Origin of the sequence: Caballeronia sp. dw_19, assembly GCF_018449515.1 — a bacterium.
Classification (GTDB): domain Bacteria; phylum Pseudomonadota; class Gammaproteobacteria; order Burkholderiales; family Burkholderiaceae; genus Caballeronia.
Genome location: NZ_JAAVUQ010000002.1, coordinates 209,689 through 227,101 on the forward strand (window position 1 = coordinate 209,689; position 17,413 = coordinate 227,101).

Here is a 17,413-nt window from a genome sequence, read left to right on the forward strand (position 1 = left end):
CCCCCTCATTCCGATGCACCAATACACCCGACTTTCCGATCTATAAACAGGAGCTTTCCATGATGAATCGAGACAATCCCGTATGGCTCATCACCGGCTGCTCGACCGGCTTCGGCCGTGAGCTGGCAAAACTTGTGCTGGAACGCGGATGGCGCGCCGTGGTGACGGCACGGGACCCGTCCAGGCTCGCGGATCTGGCCGAAGGCCATGGGGACCGCGCGCTGGTGCTGCAACTTGACGTGACCGACCGCAAGCAGATCGCCGATGTCGTCGCGAAGTCGCAGAAACATTTCGGCCGTATCGATGCGCTGGTGAATAACGCGGGCTACGGTTATCTGGCTGCGATTGAAGAAGGCGAAGACGACGCCGTACGCGCCATGTTCGAGACCAACGTATTCGGTCTGGTCGACATGACGAAGGCCGTGCTGCCCATCATGCGTGCCCAAAAAAGCGGCCTCATTGTCAACATTTCGTCGATAGGCGGGATCACGAGTTTCGCGGCCACGGGCTACTACCACGGCACCAAATACGCGGTGGAAGGCATCTCGGAGTCGCTGGCGATCGAAGTGAAACCGCTGGGCATTGACGTGCTGGTGGTTGAGCCCGGACCATTCCGTACCAACTGGGCCGGGCCGTCGATCAAGCAGTCAGCTACGCGTATTGATGACTATGCCGCTACAGCAGGCGAACGGCGCAAGCAGACCGAAGCGCGCAGCGGTAATCAGGCGGGCGATCCGGTGCGCGCGGCACAGGCGATCATTGACGCGGCACTCTCCGACACCCCGCCGCTGCGCCTGTTGCTTGGCAAAGCCGCGCTTGAACTGGCACGCAAGAAAGTCGCTTCGCTGACTCAAGACTTCGACGCGTGGGAAAAGACGACTATTGGCGCCGACTTTCCGGAAGGCTCGAGCTAAGCCGGAGCATCGCGGGGCGCATGCAGGGTATTAGCATTGGGCTGTCATGTGCCGCGCGAGGGTCTTTCTGATCCCTTGCCGCGAGTGGTAACCGAGGCGCACGCTTCTTTTGTTTTCCCTGACTGAAATGCGTGCGCCTTGACTGTTGGACACCGCCAAACGATAAAGCGCGCCTGGCGCATCTCACCCATATCCTGACTTCCGTCACGCTGCATAAGCTCCTGCGTCACCGCGATCCTGGAAACACCGCTTCCGTAGAAATTTTGCATAAGGCAAACTTATGGACATCGACGGAAAACACTGCAGCTTCGCACGGCCCTTGGCAGCACGGGCATCCTGTCATCCTTGTTAAGCTGGCGCCGCGCCAAACCGGAGCGCCCATGAGACGACCGCGTCACCCTATCGACCTGCGCGCGCTGCAGGCGTTCGTTGCCGTCTGCGATACAGGTTCGATGACCGCCGCTGCCAGGCAGCTCGGCGTTAGCCAGAGCGCGATCAGCCAGGCTGTATCCGCGCTCGAACGCGAGCAGGGTACAAGCCTGTTCGACCGGGACAGCCGGCCGCCGCGTGCCAACAGCGCAGGGCGAGCCTTGCTTGAACTGGCCGCGCCCTTGCTCGATCACGCGCAACGTGTGAGTGCCCGCATCGACGAGGTATCGGATGCAGGCAACGCTTCGGTTCGGCTCGGTTGTGTGGACTCGTTCGCGGCCACTATCGGTCCGGAACTGATTCGCGCACTCTCGGGTTCGTCGCGGCAGATTGCGTTGTGGTCGGGACTGACGCCGGGGCTGACCAGGCAGTTGCATGATCGCGAGATCGATCTGACCGTATGCACCCAGACTGTCATTTCGGACCCGCGTATTGTGGAGATTCCGTTGTTCTCCGAGGCGTTCGTGGCGGTTGCGTCGCGGCGTTTCCTCGCGTCGCGACCCGCGGCGGACTGGCGTATGCTCGCCGGCAATCTGCCTTTGATCCGTTATACGGGGCGCTCGGTAATCGGCCAGCAGGTCGAGCGTTATGCGCGCCACCTCGGTATCGACAGCCCGCGGCGTTATGAATTCGACGCCACCGATCCCCTGCTCAGCCTCGTTGCCGCGGGTCTTGGTTTCGCCATCTCCACGCCGCTTTGCTTGTGGCAGGCGCGTCATTATCTGGACGAAATCGATGTGTTGCCGCTGCCACCGGGCGGCCTTGCACGCCGCGATTTTTTCCTGCTGCATCGTGAGAGCGAATGGGATGGTTTTGCGGCCGAACTGATCTCGTTGACGCGTGGCGTGCTCGACCAGCGCATTCGCCCGGCGCTTCAGCAAGCGCTACCCAACCTGCCGGACGACGCGATCCGATAACCGCTTATCGACTTCTTTCCACCTCTTTTTCTTACGCTTACTTTGCCCGGAATCCATCATGACCGATCTCTACACCTTGCATCGCGGCGACGCGCCGCTGCTTATTTCCATCCCGCACCTGGGCACTGAAATTCCCGAGAGCTTGCGACCGTTGTACACGGACATAGCGCTAACCGTTGCGGACACCGACTGGCATCTCGACCGCCTGTATGACTTCGCCCGCGAGATGGGCGCGACGATTCTTGGCGCACGCATCTCGCGTTATGTGATTGACCTGAACCGTCCATCGAACGATGAAAGCCTCTATCCGGGCCAGACGACAACGGGCCTGTGCCCGGGCGAAACCTTCCGTGGCATGCCGCTGTATCGCGATGGTGCGGGACCCGACGCTGCCGAGAAAGCGCGGCGCGTGGTGACTTACTGGCAGCCGTATCACGACGTGCTTGAGGCCGAACTCGCGCGGTTGCGTGCGGCACATCCGAACGTGTTGTTGTGGGAAGCGCATTCCATTGCAAGCGTGTTGCCGCGCTTGTTCGAAGGCAAGCTTCCCGATCTGAACATTGGTACGCAGGATGGACGCACGGCCGCGCCGGGCGCCTTGCAAGCCGTCACGAATGCCGCTGCGCGGAGCGCTTATACGTGGATTGCCAACGGCCGTTTCAAGGGCGGCTACAACACGCGTCACTTTGGAACACCCGAGACCGGCATTCACGCGATACAACTGGAAATGTGCCAGTCGACCTACATGCATGAGACGGAACCGTTCGACTACGCGCCCGAAGCAGCCGGTCAGGTTCAGGTGGTGGTGAAGGACATGGTGGGCGCGGCGCTGGATGTGATCCGGGCGCTGTAATCGCTTTAGCGTCGCTCTAGCGTAAGCGTCTGAGTGCAGGACGGCTGCCGCCGCCAGCATCCAAGCGCGCTTTTCGACGATCTCTTAACATGGCTGATGCATTCGTGAAGCTGCCTGCGTCGCCGGCGCGGTAGCAGCTCATTGGCTTTCAATGGAAAGGAGTGGACATGGAATATCGCTTACTGGGCGAAACGGGTTTCAAGGTGCCCGTGCTGAGTCTGGGCACCGCCACGTTCGGCGGCAGCAATGATTTCTTCAAGGCGTGGGGCAGCACTGATGCCGACGGCGCGCGCAGCCTGGTCGACATTGCGCTGGAGGCGGGCGTCTCGATGTTCGACAGCGCCGACGTCTATTCCGACGGCATGGCGGAGGAGATCCTCGGCAAGGCCATTGCCGGACGCCGCTCGAAGGTGATCGTGTCGACGAAAGGAACGTTTCAGTTCGGCTCGGACGTGAACAGCGTTGGCTCGACCCGGCATCACTTGACGGAAGCCATCAATGGCAGCCTGAAGCGCCTGAACACCGACTACATCGATATCTATCAACTCCATGGTTTCGACGCACTGACACGCGTGGAAGAAACCTTGCGCACGCTCGACGACTTCGTGCGCGCGGGCAAGATCCGCGTGATCGGCTGCTCGAATTTTTCGGGCTGGCACTTGATGAAATCGCTGGCGGTGTCGGACCGTGAAGGGCTTGCGCGGCATTCAGTGCATCAGGCGTATTACTCGCTGATTGGCCGAGATTTCGAGCATGAACTCATGCCGCTGGGGCTGGACCAGAAGGTCTCGACCATTGTGTGGAGTCCGTTGGGGTGGGGGCGTTTGACAGGCAAGATCCGGCGCGGCAGCCCGTTGCCGGAGAACAGCCGCTTGCACAAGACGGCGGACATGGGACCGCCGGTTGCCGATGAATATGTCTACGGCATTGTGGATGCGCTGGATGCCGTGGCCAAGGAAACGGGAAAAAGCGTGCCGCAGATTGCGTTGAACTGGCTGCTGCAGCGGCCTACCGTTGCCAACGTGATTGTGGGTGCTCGCGACGAGAAGCAGTTCCGCGAGAATCTGGGCAGCGTGGGGTGGTCGTTGAGCGCGGAGCAGATTGCGGCGCTGGATAAAGCTAGCACGTTGCCGCTGCCGTATCCGTACTGGCATCAACGTGGGTTCGCGGATCGCAATCCGTCGCCGGTGTAAAGAGGGGGCGGGTTGGCGAGAGATGCTATCGCGTTCTCGCCTCACCGATCCTCTACCGTATCCCCACGCTCTGCAATGATCCGTCCCAACTCCCGCGTTGACGGTACGCGGCGCATTGGATTCGTGGACCCCAGTTCATCGTCGGCCAGGTTTTCAATCAGCGCCAGCAACACCTTCCGCGCGATCTTGATGTCGTGCTCGCTCAGGCCCACCACGCTGACCTCATTGACTTCCTCGGCGAGCGGAACGAGCTTCTCTTTCAGCGCCCGGCCCTCGGCGGTCAGGAACACGTGCACGTTTTTCTTGTTGTCCGGCATCTGCTGGCGCTCGACATAACCCAGCGCTTCCATGGCCTTGACGGCGGCAAAGGTCGTGGGCTCCATCACCCCCGCCTGCGTGCTCAGCTCACGCTGCGTCAAGCCATCCGTCTCCCACAAGATTCGCAGGAACGTCCAGTGCCCGTACGATACGGTGTGCTCGGTAAGGCGCATCTGCATCGCGCGCACGAGCGAACGCGCGGCGTCCTTCACGAGGTGGGCCAGCCGGTCGTTGGGCACGGCATCGTGCCAGTGGCGCAGGATTGCAGCGGTTTCGCGAGGTGCGCTGTCCGCAGGTTTCTTTCGTGTCATGACCGTGTTTCCCAAAGCTCGAGATGTTGCCCAGGCCAACATGATAGCCGCTCGGAACGAACCTGAAGAACGGCGCCGCGCGGTCCGGCGTGAGGGTGACTCAAGTGTCAAAGTGTCATGGACCAGGCGCCTCGCCTGTCACAGCGCTCGCGGGCAGCATCCTCGCAAACGACACAGCCATGGACGCCAGCTCCTGCGCGACCGGCGTCAACGGCACGCCTGCACGGCGTAGCAGACACACGCGCGTACTCAACGCCTGCTCTTTGATCGGGACAATAGCCACATGGTCCCTGAAGAACGGATGTGCCGCGAGACGCACGGGTTCGAGCGATAGATAATCACTGTTTGCCACGCAATGCAGCGTATCGAACACAGCTTCGGTCGTAGCCGCGATACGCGGCGGTTCAAGCCCCGCGTCATCGAACAAAGTGGACAAGCGGTTCGCGACATCGCCCGCATGGCGCGGCCGGGTGCTGACCCACTCGCAGTCCTGCAGCGCCCGCAGCGATCGCGCGCGGCCTAGCGGATGACCACGCCGCGCGATGATGGCGACGGGTGATTCAAACAGCGTGGTCGCCTCGAGATCATGGATATCCGCTTCATTCGATACCAGCGCCAAGGCGAAGTCCAGGCTGCCGTCGCGCACCCAGGCCGTCAGGACCCGCGACGTGGCGCTGGTCAGGTGAACATCTATACGCGGGCAGCGCTCGCGAAAACTTGCCAGCAGCGCGGGAAATAATCGCATCATGGCCTCAGCCGCGACGCCGAGCGAAACCTGGCCGGTCAACTCGCCGCGCAACTGGCGCATTTCGTTTTCGGTTCGCATGCACTCGCCAAGAATCACGTCGGCGCGAATCCGCAATCGCTCACCAACCGAGGTCAGGCGCGCGCCGCGATGCCCGCGCTCGAACAAGGGCCCGCCCGCGCCGGTCTCGAGTTTCCTCAACTGTTGCGTCACGCCGCTTTGTGCAATGCCGAGCCTGCGCGCCGCCGCCCTGAGACTACCGGCTTCAGCGACAGCGACGAACACGCGAAGTTGCGTCAAGGTCAGGTCCACGATGTCAGGTCCATAATTTCCGCCGGCTGATAAGTAAAAGTGATCATGATAAGTAAATCGGCCCTGTTTGGTGGCATTTTGCACTCGTACCATGCAGGCGTGTTATCCCCATCACTGCCTTGACCACTGAGTAAGCGCCGATGAAACCCCTCTCTTCGTTGCTGGCCGCCGCCGTGATTGCGGCCGTGACCCTCTCCACGCCGGCCTTCGCGAAAGACGCGAACGTACTGCGCCTGGGCATTGATCCGACGTATCCGCCCATGGACGTAAAAATGCCGGACGGCCACGTGACCGGCTTCGACGTCGATCTCGCCAACGAGATCTGCCGCCGCATCGCGATGCATTGCGAATGGGTCGAGATGGAGTTTTCCGGCATGATCCCGGCGCTGCAGGCACGCAAGATCGACGCAATCATCTCGTCGATGGCAATCACCGAAAAGCGCATGCAGCAGATCGCGTTTTCGACCAAGCTGTTCCAGTTCAAGTCCCGTTTGATCACGAAGACCGGTGCTCCGCTGACGGTCAGCGCAGAGGGTCTGCGCGGCAAGCGCATTGGCGTGCAGAGCGGCACGCAGTTCGAAACGTATGCGCAGAAGAACTGGCAGCCGGGCGGCGTGGAAGTGGTCGCGTATCAAAGCCAGGAGGGCGTCTTTGAAGACCTGACGGCCGGCCGACTGGATGCGGCACTGCTGGGGTCGGTGGAAGCGGATAACGGTTTCCTGAAGACACCCAGAGGCAAGGGTTTCGGTTTCGTCGGCGGGCCGCTTGAGATGGGTGACCATGGCACGGGCATTGGCTTACGCAAGGACGACGTTGCGCTCAAGGCCAGCATCGATAGCGCGATAGCCGGCATGCGTGCCGACGGCACTTACCAAAAGATCGCCCGCAAATACTTCGACTTCGACGTCTACGGCAACTAACAGATTTTCAGGAGCATTCGATGCGCATCCAAAGCACGCCGCTGGTTTCCACGTCCATCGGCACACGCCGCGAGTTCGTCAGCTTTCACTTCGGTACACCGGGTACGGGCGAGAAGATCTACGTGCAGGCGTCGCTGCACGCGGACGAAATACCCGCAATGCTCACCGCCTGGCGTCTTAAGCAACGCCTGATCGAACTGGAAAACGCGGGTCGCATTCGCGGCGAGGTGATCCTGGTGCCGGTCGCAAACCCGATCGGACTCTCGCAGCATGTGCTCGGACAGTTCCTTGGGCGCTTCGAGTTGAATAGCGGCCACAACTTCAATCGCAGCTTTCCGCTGCCTGCCGCCGCTGCTTTGGTCGAGCGCGTTGGCAGCCAGTGGACGCAGGACGCTGACAGCAACACGCGCTTATTGCGGCGGGCGGTATGCGACTTGCTCGCTGAGGTCAAGCCGAAGAACGAGTTCGAGTCCTTGCGCCGCGAGATGCTGATCATGGCAGCCGATGCCGATGTCATCCTCGACCTGCATTGTTCGCTTGAGGCCACCATGCACGTGTACACGAGCCCCGCGAGCTGGCCGGCGGTTGAACCGCTCGCGCGTTATCTGGGCGCAAGCGGCGTATTGCTCTGTGCGGATTCGGGCGGACAGTCGTTCGATGAAATCTACGCGCCGCTGTGGAACGACGTTCGTGCGCTTGTGGGCGAGGGCACGCCGATCGCCGCGCCTAACATTGCACTGACGGTCGAGCATCGCGGCCAGCGCGACGTGTCCTATGAGTTTGCCGAGCAGGACTCCGAAGCAATTGTCGATTACCTGACGTATCGGGGGGTGATCGACGGTGAGGCGCGTGAACTGCCGTCGCTCAACCACCCCGCAACGCCGCTGGCCGGCAGCGAGCAGTTCATTGCGCCCGCAAGCGGTGTGGTGGTGTATCGCGCGCAGGTTGGGGCCCATCTGAAAGCGGGTGATCCGGTCTTCGATATCGTCGATCCGATCACAGATGAAGTGACCACGCTCACGACGAAAAACGACGGCATCTTTTATATGCGCCGGGCGATTCGCTTTGTGATCGCCGGCGCACCAATGGGCCGCGTAACGGGCGCAGTCCCGTTCAGGACCGGGGTGCTGATTGGCGCGTAAATAGCGTCCGTCACTTGACCTCTTCCGCGCGACCCCGTGCGGATGCTCGCGAAGCAGAAATTCCGGCTCCTGCTTCAGCGGGCATCCGCAGGAACATCGGATAAGAAGTCATAACCACGAGCGCGGTAACAATGAACGCAGACGCCAATTGCCATCGTTCGGCATGCGCGCCGGGGGCCACGATCATGGTGACTTGAATGGTCCCCGCCGCGACCGTCACACCGACCGCCTTCATCAATTGCTGAGCAGTGCCCTGGAATGACGTGGCGGCAGCAAGCCTGGTCTTGGGCACATCGGCGAAAGCGAGCGCGCCCATGGTGGCGAAGCTGAGCGAGCGTGACAAGCCGCCCACAAGCAGCAACAGGAAGATGGCGCCAGCGGGCCAGTTCTGCGACATGAACGAGCACACCACGAGCACGGCAGCAAACGACACACTGCCCGCGCACAGGACGGTCCGGACAGAGAAGCGCCTAAGTGCAAGCGATGTCATGGGGCGCATGCAAAATGATCCTAGCGCGCTAGCAAATGTGACGAGGCCGCTAGCGGAAGCGCTATAGCCGAACCCGGTTTGCAACGTCAGCGGCACGAGAAAAGGCAGCGCGCCGGCACCGGCACGAAACAGACTTCCCGCAATAGTCGCCGCATGAAAAGTCGGAATCGCGAGCAGCGAGAAATCGACGGCAGGGTTGTCCACGCGGCGACAGTGCCTGACGGCCATCCAGAACGTCAGCACGCCGGCAGCGACGCACGCAGGCGCCGCAAACGGCGGCAAGACCCCACGTCCTGCACATTCAATGCCGATCATGAACAGCGTCAACGACCCGCCTATCAACATCATTCCACGCACGTCGGGCGGCGCATGATGTTCGGGAGGCGCGGCCGGCAGCAAGCGCCACGTCAGCAGCAAACCCACGATGCCTACCGGGACGTTGACCCAGAAGATACTGCGCCACGAGAGGGTATCGGTGAGAAAACCACCTAATGGCGGACCCATCAAGGGGCCGATAAGAGCCGGCATGGTGAGCCAGGTGGTGGCCTGCAACAACTCCTCGCGTTTGACGCCACGAAACAGGATCAGGCGTCCGACCGGCACCATCATGGCTCCGCCGATTCCCTGCACGATGCGCGCAGCAATCAACTGCGGAAGGTTCGCGGCCGCCGCGCACGCGAGCGAAGCCAGCGTGAAGGTTGCGATCGCCCACATGAAGACGCGCTTCGCACCGAAGCGATCAGCCACCCATCCGCTAGCCGGAATGAACACCGTCAGCGCAACCAGATAAGCGGTAATGGCGCTGCTCAAATGCACGGGGTCGACGCCAAGATCGCGGGCCATGGCAGGCAGGGCCGTCGCGACGATCGTACCGTCCATGTTTTGCATAAAAAGCGCGCTGGCTACAACGGCGGCGGTGATGCGGAAGTTGGCAGGTTTCACGAGGCGGTGAGCGTATTTCTGGTAGACCCAACGACGCACCTGCAAGCAAGGTGCCGAGGGTTCGATCGATTGCGTGGCACCAGAGTCTACTTGAACCGGGGGATACGATGCGAGAGCATTGCCGCGCCGAGTTCATTACAAAAGCCGTACAGGCACGGGGTGGGCGTGAAGCTTCAGTGCCTGTTAGCGGCGCGTTGCCACTCGATGAGAACCGATGAGACCGTTAGCCACTAGCGGCAATTGCTCGCTGGTTTACTTAGTGCTGGAACGTTAAACCCGGCGCAGGGAGTGCCAAGTCAGGGTAATTACTATGAATAACACCGTCGCGCGCGTCACGCTAATAGGACTAGGATGGCGTATGAAACTCAATTTTCCGAACCCAAGCCGTTCCTACGACGACTCCAGGCACTGCGTGTGCTTCTGGGGATATGACGGTTCACGCGAGATCTCATTCCAGATAGACGATGCGGCCCTCTCGAGTTTCAATCCGCAAATGGGGTCGGGCGAATCCGCCGTGCTCGCCGCCTTCGACCTGTATCGCGAACGCATTCTCCTGAAAGCCGAGGGGCTGTACGTACGCGGTTCGCAAAACATCTTCAAGATATCCTGAGCTTGATTGCAGGTGCTTGCTCCAGCTAGTTGCCGCGCGCTTTGGACCTGCGCTCTGCAGCTCTGTCTTGTCGCGTATAAAATCGCGGCATGTCCAAGCCGATTTCCTCGCAGCCTGAAAGCCGCACCCACCGCCAGATGCAAAGCCCGCCACAAGCGGGGGCAGAGCACGCGTTGCCTTTGCATACGCCGGGAACGGCGTCGTTATTGCTGGCCGCGTGCATTGCGGCAATAGCGTGGCTGGCGCTCGCTGCGCAAACCGATATCACGGTCCATCGAATGCTGGCCAGGGGCTTTAGCGTATTCGATGGATTTGAGCGCCTCAGCAGTTATCTGACGAACCTGACAGTATTTGCTGTTGCCCTTTGTTTTTCGTTTGTCGCTGCGCTTGGCCGCTCGCCGCTCGGGCGATTTTTTCGCAAGCCGCCGGTGGTGACAGCGGTCGTGGTGTACATCGTGTTTGTCGGACTGGCTTATAACCTGTTGTTGCGTTACCTGTGGACCCCGTCGGGGTATCGGGCGGTGCTCAATGAATGCCTGCACAGCATCATTCCGGTGTTGTCGGCACTCTACTGGGTGCTGTTCGTGCCGCGCTTTCATCTGACTCTGCGGCAATGCCTGCTGTGGCTGATCTATCCGCTAGGTTATCTTTGCATCACGCTTTGGCGCGGCAGCACGTCGGACTTTTATCCCTATCCGTTCATTGATGTCGGCGAACTTGGCTACCCGCATGTGCTGCTCAACGCGACCTTGCTCGTGCTGGCGTTTGTCACGCTGATGGGCGTGTTCATCGCGTTGAATCACAGGCGTGCGCATTAGCGCCGGACCGGATCGCCGCCGCTCGCCTATGGGCATGAACGACGGGTGTCTCCGGTGTCCCAGCGGTATCTCGTTACGTATGCGCGGCGACTACTTCGGCGCGTACTGCATGTCGCCATTGCCGAACGACCAGTCCTCGCGATTCACCTCGACCAGGCTGATCCAGACATCTTCCTTTCGTACGCCCGTCTTCGCGTGTATGCCGTCCGCCACCGCGCGGTAAAACGCCTTTTTCATCTCGATCGTGCGGCCGGTGTTCCATGTCACCTGGATAAATACGATCCCCGGCGTGTAAGTCACGCCCAGGTATCCCTGCGCCGGATAGATCAATTCCTCAGCGGCATGGCGCGTGATGATCTGAAACTTGTCGTGCTCGGGCACTTTGACTACATCGATCATTGCGTTGTACACGACGTCGCTGATTGCCTGAACGACTTCCGGCGATGCAGTCTGCGCGAGATTGATTCGAACGAGTGGCATGGTTTTGACCTCTGGCTTAAATGGGGAATATGGGGAATAGGGACGCGCTCGCCACGACATACGTGGCGTGTTGTCGTGGTGAGAATGTGCGCACCGCATTAAAAGACATCGCAGTCGCGTAGTTCGCCATTGAAGATTAGACTAGGTGGAAACTTGCATCAAGCGCATAGTTTTCATATAAACCATGAGAGTCAAGCATGTTATTCGAAGACCTTAGAACCTTGGTCGCGGTGCTCGACCATAACTCGTTGACGCGGGCGGCGGATGTACTGTCGCTGACGCAATCGGCTATATCGCGGCGGATTCAGCATCTTGAAGCTGTTCTTGGCGCGGAACTTCTGGACCGCAACAGCAAGCCTCCTCAACCAACCGCGCTTGCGCGCCGGATCTACGAACACGCGGTCCCGCTGATGCGCAGCGTGAATCAACTGCTTGAGATTCCCCGGGAAGAGGCCATGCCGAGCGGGACGTTTCGCTTGGGCCTTTCGCAGGTGATCGCGGAGATTGTCCTGTTCGACGCGGTGATGCGTCTGAAAGCGGCGTTTCCGGCGCTGGAGGTTCAGTCGCATACCGAATGGAGCACGGGGTTGTTTCAGCAGGTCAGCCTTGGGAAACTGGACGCAGCAACGTTGCTGCTGCCATCTCCCAGTACGCTGCCGGCCAACGTGGCGGGCCGGCTTATCACGACGCTGGAGGTGCTGGTGGTCCAGAGCAAACGGCGGCCGGTGGTTGAGCGGCGCTCGACCATCAAGGCGCTGGCGGAGCAGGAGTGGATCCTCAACCCGCTGGGTTGCGGTTACCGCGCCGCCCTGGAACGGGCGATGCAAGGGGCGGGGCGCGAACTCAGGTTAAGTGTGGATACACACGGCACCGAGATGCAACTGAAGTTGATTGCTGCGGGGCTCGGTCTGGGACTTGTGCCGCGCACCTTGCTTCGCCAGAGTGTTTCGTATGCCGAACTATCTGTTGTTGACGTGAAAGACTTTTCACTCAGCCTTGATATCTGGCTGATCCACGCCGTTCAGCTGGGCAATTTAAAGGGGGCCGCCAGTGTGTTCGGGGATGCCGTAGCCGAGGGGTTCGCCAATGCCGCCGCTGGTCGCAGCCGTTAGGAAGCTGCGACCTTGCCATCGGGCATGCTTGCCGGCGGCTTGACGAAACCTAAGGCTTGACGAAACGCAGCGTCATCCGGTCCGACTCGCCAATGGCGGCAAAGCGGGCGCGGTCAGTATCGCCGCCTCGATAGGTCGGCGGCAAGGACCACACGCCGTGCGGATGATCCTTCGTATCGCGGGGATTGCTGTTGATCTCGCTGCGCGCGGCAAGCCTGAAGCCCGCTGCCTGTGCATGCTCGATCACATAGGCTTCAGTCAGGTAGCCGGTATCGATCATTTGCTGAACCGATGTACCCGGCACAGCGCGGTGCTCTTCCACACCGAGCACGCCGCCCGGTTTCAGGACCGAATAGAACGCACGCAGGTTGGCATCGACCTGACCGTCTTCTATCCAGTTATGAATATTACGGAACGTCAGCACGCGATCAACCTGCAGTCCTGCGGGCAAGCCGCTGAACTGCCCCGATTGCAACGTGCCGACCACAACCGTTCCGTAGATATCGGACGCAGCAGCGAGCTTGCGCTCGAACGCGGCGTTACCCTTCGCTTCGCCAGCAGGGAGCGCCCCTTGCGGCGGCAGATACTGGGCTTCGTAAAGCGTGCCACGCCCCCGCAGATACGGCGCGAGGATGTCCGTGTACCAGCCGCCGCCCGGCGCGATTTCCAGCACGCTCTGGTTCGGTGCGAGGCCAAAGAATTCCAGGGTGTCTTTAGGGTGCCGGTAGACGTCGCGCGCTTGCGCCTTGTCTCCCCGATACGGCGCGGCAATGGCGGTATCGAGTGATGTCGATGCGGTGGGTGTTGCGCACGACGCTAGCAGCAGGGCTGCGGGCAACGCCAGAAAAGCGCGCCGCATGAGACGGGGGGTAGGGAGCATTTTCATGCGGGTCATTATCGGGCAAAGCGCGCCGTTTGTCAGAGCGCGTCTGTTTTACCTCGCGCATATGGCCGGCTCGATATGAACCACGCAATCAAATGCTCAGAGCAACGTCCTGACGTGCCATAACTCGGGAAACAGCACGACATCCAGCATCTTTCGCAAATACAACGCGCCGCTGGTTCCGCCCGTGCCTTGCTTAAAGCCGATAATCCGCTCAACGGTGGTGACGTGGCGAAAGCGCCATTGCCGGAAAGAATCTTCAAGATCGACAAGCTCTTCCGCCATCTCGTAGAGTTCCCAATGCTGCGTCGGCTCGCGATACACCGTGAGCCACGCCGCTTCCACGCTGGCGTCGTGGGTGGTCGGCTGAGTCCAGTCGCGCTCAAGCCTTTCCGGCGCAATCGGGAAACCGCGGCGCGCAAGCAAGCGGATGACTTCATCGTAGAACGAGGGGGCTTCAAGCGTTGCCTTGACCTCGGCGAGCACGGTCGGCCTGTGCGCATGCGGCTTGAGCATTTGCACATTCTTGTTGCCAAGCAGGAACTCGATCTGCCGGTACTGATGCGACTGGAATCCGGACGATGCGCCCAGATAAGGCCGCATTGCCGTGTATTCAGACGGCGTCATGGTCGCGAGAACGCTCCACGCCTGGACCAGCTGATCGAGTATGCGCGAGACGCGCGCGAGCATCTTGAACGCGGGCGGCAGGTCATCGCGACGCACGGCGACGAGCGCCGCATGCAGCTCATACAGCGCGAGCTTCATCCATAACTCGCTCGTCTGATGCTGCACGATGAACAGCATTTCGTTGTGGTCGGGCGAGAGCGGGTGCTGCGCCGAAAGGAGCGTATCGAGCGAGAGATAATCGCCATAGCTCATCGAACCGGAGAAGTCGAGCTGCGCGTCATGCCAGCCTTCGGGCTTCGGCTCAGCGTTACCGGCCGGCCCATAACCCATGGGACAGCCGCCCGTGCCTTCGCTTTCATGTGATTGTGTCATCGCGCGTTCTTTCTCCACCTGGGTCAGGTAACGGCGCCACGTTCGGCGAACTCGGGTGCACGCCATGCTTCGGTCGCAAGCACGTCGCGCAATGTTTCAACGGCATCCCATACATCTACATAACGTGTGTAAAGCGGCGTGAAGCCGAAGCGCAAAATGCGCGGCTCGCGGTAATCGCCAATCACGTTGCGCGCGATCAGCGCCTGCATGACCTCATAACCATGCGGATGTTCAAAGCTTGCTTGCGATCCGCGTTCGGCATGTGCCCGAGGAGTGACGAGTTGCAACGGGAAATTGCCGCAGCGTGTCTCGACCAGTTCAATGAACAAGTCGCTCAGTGCCAGCGACTTGCGGCGCAACGTTGCCATATCGGTCTGCCCGAACACGTCGAGGCCGCATTCGATCATCGACATGGAGACAATAGGTTGCGTGCCGCACAAGAACCGTCCGATACCGTCATCGGGACGATACTCGGGGCTCATTTCAAAGGGTTTTTTATGGCCCCACCAGCCGGACAGCGGTTGCGAGAATACGTTCTGTAGCCGCTTCGGCACCCAGATGAACGCGGGGGAACCCGGTCCGCCATTCAGGTACTTGTAGGTGCAACCGACGGCGTAATCCGCGCCGGCGCCGTTCAGATCGACGGGAACCGCGCCTGCCGAATGCGCCAGATCCCACACGGCGAGCGCGCCCGCCTGATGGATCACGCGGGTCAACGCGGCCATGTCGTGCATGGCGCCCGTGCGATAGTTCACGTGCGTGATCATGGCGACGGCCGTGTTCTCGTCAATAGCGGTGGCGAGCTCGGATGCGTGATCCACGAGACGCAGTTCATATCCGCGATCCAGTTGTTCGATCAGGCCTTGAGCAATGTAGAGATCGGTCGGGAAATTCGAGCGTTCGGAGACAATGACACGACGCTTCGGGTCACGTTCATTGGCTACTCGCAGCGCCGCCGACAGGATTTTGAAGAGATTGCTGGAAATGGTGTCGGTGACAACCACTTCGTCGTCGGCCGCGCCAATCAACGAAGCCAACTGGTTGCCAAGCCGCTTGGGCAATGCGAACCATCCTGCCATATTCCATGAGCGGATCAAACCGTCGCCCCACTCGCCGTTTATGACGGCGGCGGCGCGCGAGGCAGCGGCCTTGGGCGGCACGCCAAGCGAGTTGCCGTCCAGATAGATTGTGTCCTGGCCGAGCGCGAACTGGTCGCGCAAACTGGCTAGCGGATCGTCGCGGTCGAGTGCCGCAGCATCGTTTCTATGGTTCATTGAAGCGTATTCCGGTGAGATATTGTGTCCGTGCCTGACGGAAATCCGCGTCTCGCCGCCGTCTGGCAGAGCGCGTGCCCATGCCTGAAAGCTTAGCCGAGAACGGTCTTTAATTGATTGCGAAACAAACGCGGTGTATGAGTCCCGATGCAATTTTCTTCGATGAAAACCGCGCTTAAGCGCGATAAATTGATTGCCATCTGTTATGGGCGGCATTCGGGTGCGCTCACCAAGCCGCGCGCCGGGTCCGCTAAGCTGACGCCAGCTCGCCTGCAGCCGCGTTACTCGTTACCATGCTGCCAACCCTCAGCTTATTTATTTAGCTTAGTTATTTAGATCAAACCACCGCCCATGACTCGCCACGTCCTTGCCTCGACCCTGACTGCCTGCGTCGATTATCACTTTGATCAGGAGGTCCAGTTCCTTTCCGCGCTCGTGCAAAAACCGTCGGACAATCCGCCGGGCGATTGCGCGGGGCACGCGGAGATGGCGGCGCAATGGCTTGAAAGGATCGGCTTCACGGTCGAACGCCACGTAGTGCCGGCCGGCGATGTCACACGTGCTGGCATGATCAGCGCGACGAACCTGGTGGTTCGCCATCGCTTTGGCGCGGGACCGGTGATCGCGCTGAACGCGCACGGCGACGTGGTGCCGCCGGGCGACGGCTGGACCGCCGATCCGTACGGCGCCGAGATTCGCGATGGTTTCATGATCGGGCGCGGCGCGGCGGTATCGAAGTCGGACTTCGCCACCTATGCGTTCGCGTTGAAAGCATTGATCGAGAGCGGCGCGACGCTCGGCGGGACGGTGGAGCTGCATCTGACCTATGACGAAGAAACCGGCGGATTGATCGGGCCGGGGTGGTTGTTGAAGCAGGGCATCGTGAAGCCCGATTACGCCATCTGCGCGGGTTTTTCTTATTCGATCACGACCGCGCACAATGGCGCGATCCACCTGGAAGTCACGGTGCGGGGCAAGTCGGCGCATGCGGCGCGGCCCGATACCGGGCATGACGCGCTGGAGGCCGCTACGGCCGTGCTGAATGCGCTGTACGCGCATCGGGCGGCATTGCGCGAGATCCACTCGCAGACGCCGGGAATCGATCATCCCACGTTGGTGGTGGGTCTGATCAAAGGCGGCATCAACACGAACGTGGTGCCTGACAAGGTGAGTTTGCGACTCGACCGGCGCGTGGTGCCGGAGGAGAATCCGCAAGACGTGCTCAAGCAATTGAAAACGCTGATTACGGCGTCGGTGAAAGGCTTGGCCGGTATTAGCGTGGAGATAGAAGAGGTGCTGGTGACGTCGCCGTTGCGCTCGCTTGACGGCGCAGAGCGCTTGTCGCAAGCGTTGCAACGCGCGGCCCGGGTTACGTTGCAACGTGACATTCCTACCGAAGGCGTGCCTCTTTATACCGATGCCCGCTTGTACTGCGAAGCGGGCGTACCGACCGTCATTTACGGCGCCGGTCCACGGACGCTGCTTGAGGCTAACGGACATCGGGCCGACGAGCGCGTTGCGCTTGAAGACTTGAAGGTCGCGACGAAAACAGTTGCGATTGCGCTTGCCGATTTGCTTGGGCAAAAACCATAGGTGTTTCTATGCTTCGTTCCTTTGCCGGCTAGAGAAGGAACGAAGCCTGTAGTGGTCGTATCCCGCACTGGCACGGATAAAGGCCAAAGACGCATCGCGCTTTGGAAGCCAATCGCTAGCCTCAGTCTCCCCGATCGACCGGTATTCCAGGCGTCTCC

At 60.6% G+C, this 17,413-nt stretch carries 17 protein-coding genes; 10 read left to right on the forward strand and 7 right to left on the reverse strand.

Going from position 1 to position 17,413, the window contains the following annotated elements:
* Nucleotides 1-59: 59 nt before the first annotated feature.
* The 4 genes from HB376_RS03785 to HB376_RS03800 all read left to right on the forward strand — a co-directional run bounded on the left by HB376_RS03785 (nucleotide 60) and on the right by HB376_RS03800 (nucleotide 4,306).
* Nucleotides 60-914, forward strand: a complete 855-nt coding sequence (locus tag HB376_RS03785; RefSeq protein ID WP_213762086.1) for an oxidoreductase — start codon at nucleotides 60-62, stop codon at nucleotides 912-914.
* A 380-nt stretch (nucleotides 915-1,294) separates the two neighbouring features.
* The gene (locus HB376_RS03790; protein WP_213762087.1) at nucleotides 1,295-2,260 is read left to right on the forward strand and encodes a LysR family transcriptional regulator; all 966 of its coding nucleotides are present in this window, start codon (nucleotides 1,295-1,297) and stop codon (nucleotides 2,258-2,260) included.
* A 58-nt stretch (nucleotides 2,261-2,318) separates the two neighbouring features.
* The gene (gene hutG / locus HB376_RS03795) at nucleotides 2,319-3,113 is read left to right on the forward strand and encodes an N-formylglutamate deformylase (protein ID WP_213762088.1); all 795 of its coding nucleotides are present in this window, start codon (nucleotides 2,319-2,321) and stop codon (nucleotides 3,111-3,113) included.
* A 167-nt stretch (nucleotides 3,114-3,280) separates the two neighbouring features.
* On the forward strand, nucleotides 3,281-4,306 hold the full coding sequence (locus HB376_RS03800; RefSeq protein ID WP_213762089.1) for an aldo/keto reductase: 1,026 nt from the start codon (nucleotides 3,281-3,283) through the stop codon (nucleotides 4,304-4,306).
* Nucleotides 4,307-4,347: 41 nt separating this feature from the next.
* On the opposite strand, the gene HB376_RS03805 is transcribed toward HB376_RS03800, so the two are convergent.
* Both HB376_RS03805 and HB376_RS03810 read right to left on the reverse strand, forming a co-directional pair.
* The gene (locus HB376_RS03805) at nucleotides 4,348-4,935 is read right to left on the reverse strand and encodes a MarR family transcriptional regulator (protein ID WP_213762090.1); all 588 of its coding nucleotides are present in this window, start codon (nucleotides 4,933-4,935) and stop codon (nucleotides 4,348-4,350) included.
* Between the two features lie 115 nt (nucleotides 4,936-5,050).
* Nucleotides 5,051-5,992, reverse strand: coding sequence for a LysR substrate-binding domain-containing protein (locus HB376_RS03810; RefSeq protein WP_213762091.1), 942 nt, complete (start codon nucleotides 5,990-5,992; stop codon nucleotides 5,051-5,053).
* A 140-nt stretch (nucleotides 5,993-6,132) separates the two neighbouring features.
* On the opposite strand from HB376_RS03810, the gene HB376_RS03815 reads away from it, so the two are divergent.
* Both HB376_RS03815 and HB376_RS03820 read left to right on the forward strand, forming a co-directional pair.
* Complete coding sequence (locus tag HB376_RS03815; RefSeq protein ID WP_213762092.1) at nucleotides 6,133-6,912, forward strand: transporter substrate-binding domain-containing protein; 780 nt, start codon at nucleotides 6,133-6,135, stop codon at nucleotides 6,910-6,912.
* A 20-nt stretch (nucleotides 6,913-6,932) separates the two neighbouring features.
* Nucleotides 6,933-8,054 carry a succinylglutamate desuccinylase/aspartoacylase family protein gene (locus HB376_RS03820; RefSeq protein WP_213762093.1) on the forward strand — a complete coding sequence of 374 codons (1,122 nt, stop codon included), beginning with the start codon at nucleotides 6,933-6,935 and terminating at the stop codon, nucleotides 8,052-8,054.
* 10 nt (nucleotides 8,055-8,064) lie between these two features.
* Here the strand turns inward: HB376_RS03820 and HB376_RS03825 are convergent, their stop codons facing one another.
* The gene (locus HB376_RS03825; RefSeq protein ID WP_213762094.1) at nucleotides 8,065-9,486 is read right to left on the reverse strand and encodes an MFS transporter; all 1,422 of its coding nucleotides are present in this window, start codon (nucleotides 9,484-9,486) and stop codon (nucleotides 8,065-8,067) included.
* Between the two features lie 358 nt (nucleotides 9,487-9,844).
* Between HB376_RS03825 and HB376_RS03830 the strand changes: the two genes are divergently transcribed.
* Both HB376_RS03830 and HB376_RS03835 read left to right on the forward strand, forming a co-directional pair.
* Entirely contained in the window at nucleotides 9,845-10,096 is a 252-nt protein-coding gene (locus HB376_RS03830; RefSeq protein WP_031360797.1) for a DUF1488 domain-containing protein, read from the forward strand.
* Between the two features lie 137 nt (nucleotides 10,097-10,233).
* The gene (locus tag HB376_RS03835) at nucleotides 10,234-10,914 is read left to right on the forward strand and encodes a Pr6Pr family membrane protein (protein WP_213762282.1); all 681 of its coding nucleotides are present in this window, start codon (nucleotides 10,234-10,236) and stop codon (nucleotides 10,912-10,914) included.
* A gap of 90 nt (nucleotides 10,915-11,004) precedes the next feature.
* Here the strand turns inward: HB376_RS03835 and HB376_RS03840 are convergent, their stop codons facing one another.
* Nucleotides 11,005-11,394 (reverse strand): tautomerase family protein, encoded by a 390-nt coding sequence (locus HB376_RS03840; protein WP_213762095.1) that lies wholly within the window; start codon nucleotides 11,392-11,394, stop codon nucleotides 11,005-11,007.
* Between the two features lie 197 nt (nucleotides 11,395-11,591).
* On the opposite strand from HB376_RS03840, the gene HB376_RS03845 reads away from it, so the two are divergent.
* Entirely contained in the window at nucleotides 11,592-12,506 is a 915-nt protein-coding gene (locus tag HB376_RS03845; protein WP_213762096.1) for a LysR family transcriptional regulator, read from the forward strand.
* A gap of 49 nt (nucleotides 12,507-12,555) precedes the next feature.
* On the opposite strand, the gene HB376_RS03850 is transcribed toward HB376_RS03845, so the two are convergent.
* The 3 genes from HB376_RS03850 to kynU form a co-directional block, all read right to left on the reverse strand.
* Complete coding sequence (locus HB376_RS03850; protein WP_255631148.1) at nucleotides 12,556-13,392, reverse strand: methyltransferase; 837 nt, start codon at nucleotides 13,390-13,392, stop codon at nucleotides 12,556-12,558.
* Between the two features lie 96 nt (nucleotides 13,393-13,488).
* On the reverse strand, nucleotides 13,489-14,346 hold the full coding sequence (gene kynA, locus HB376_RS03855) for a tryptophan 2,3-dioxygenase (RefSeq protein WP_255631166.1): 858 nt from the start codon (nucleotides 14,344-14,346) through the stop codon (nucleotides 13,489-13,491).
* 65 nt (nucleotides 14,347-14,411) lie between these two features.
* A complete protein-coding gene (gene kynU / locus HB376_RS03860; RefSeq protein WP_213762099.1) occupies nucleotides 14,412-15,662 on the reverse strand; it encodes a kynureninase in 1,251 nt (416 codons plus the stop codon).
* Between the two features lie 351 nt (nucleotides 15,663-16,013).
* On the opposite strand from kynU, the gene HB376_RS03865 reads away from it, so the two are divergent.
* Nucleotides 16,014-17,255: an ArgE/DapE family deacylase gene (locus HB376_RS03865; RefSeq protein WP_213762100.1), complete on the forward strand. Its 1,242-nt coding sequence runs from the start codon at nucleotides 16,014-16,016 to the stop codon at nucleotides 17,253-17,255.
* Nucleotides 17,256-17,413: the final 158 nt, after the last annotated feature.

Bases quoted from the DNA above. Each gene is read 5' to 3' on its own strand.
- HB376_RS03785 (WP_213762086.1), top strand. From the start codon at position 60: ATGATGAATCGAGACAATCCCGTATGGCTCATCACCGGCTGCTCGACC.
- HB376_RS03790 (WP_213762087.1), top strand. From the start codon at position 1,295: ATGAGACGACCGCGTCACCCTATCGACCTGCGCGCGCTGCAGGCGTTC.
- hutG (WP_213762088.1), top strand. From the start codon at position 2,319: ATGACCGATCTCTACACCTTGCATCGCGGCGACGCGCCGCTGCTTATT.
- HB376_RS03800 (WP_213762089.1), top strand. From the start codon at position 3,281: ATGGAATATCGCTTACTGGGCGAAACGGGTTTCAAGGTGCCCGTGCTG.
- HB376_RS03805 (WP_213762090.1), bottom strand. From the start codon at position 4,935: ATGACACGAAAGAAACCTGCGGACAGCGCACCTCGCGAAACCGCTGCA.
- HB376_RS03815 (WP_213762092.1), top strand. From the start codon at position 6,133: ATGAAACCCCTCTCTTCGTTGCTGGCCGCCGCCGTGATTGCGGCCGTG.
- HB376_RS03820 (WP_213762093.1), top strand. From the start codon at position 6,933: ATGCGCATCCAAAGCACGCCGCTGGTTTCCACGTCCATCGGCACACGC.
- HB376_RS03830 (WP_031360797.1), top strand. From the start codon at position 9,845: ATGAAACTCAATTTTCCGAACCCAAGCCGTTCCTACGACGACTCCAGG.
- HB376_RS03835 (WP_213762282.1), top strand. From the start codon at position 10,234: ATGCAAAGCCCGCCACAAGCGGGGGCAGAGCACGCGTTGCCTTTGCAT.
- HB376_RS03840 (WP_213762095.1), bottom strand. From the start codon at position 11,394: ATGCCACTCGTTCGAATCAATCTCGCGCAGACTGCATCGCCGGAAGTC.
- HB376_RS03845 (WP_213762096.1), top strand. From the start codon at position 11,592: ATGTTATTCGAAGACCTTAGAACCTTGGTCGCGGTGCTCGACCATAAC.
- HB376_RS03850 (WP_255631148.1), bottom strand. From the start codon at position 13,392: ATGAAAATGCTCCCTACCCCCCGTCTCATGCGGCGCGCTTTTCTGGCG.
- kynA (WP_255631166.1), bottom strand. From the start codon at position 14,346: ATGGGTTATGGGCCGGCCGGTAACGCTGAGCCGAAGCCCGAAGGCTGG.
- kynU (WP_213762099.1), bottom strand. From the start codon at position 15,662: ATGAACCATAGAAACGATGCTGCGGCACTCGACCGCGACGATCCGCTA.
- HB376_RS03865 (WP_213762100.1), top strand. From the start codon at position 16,014: ATGACTCGCCACGTCCTTGCCTCGACCCTGACTGCCTGCGTCGATTAT.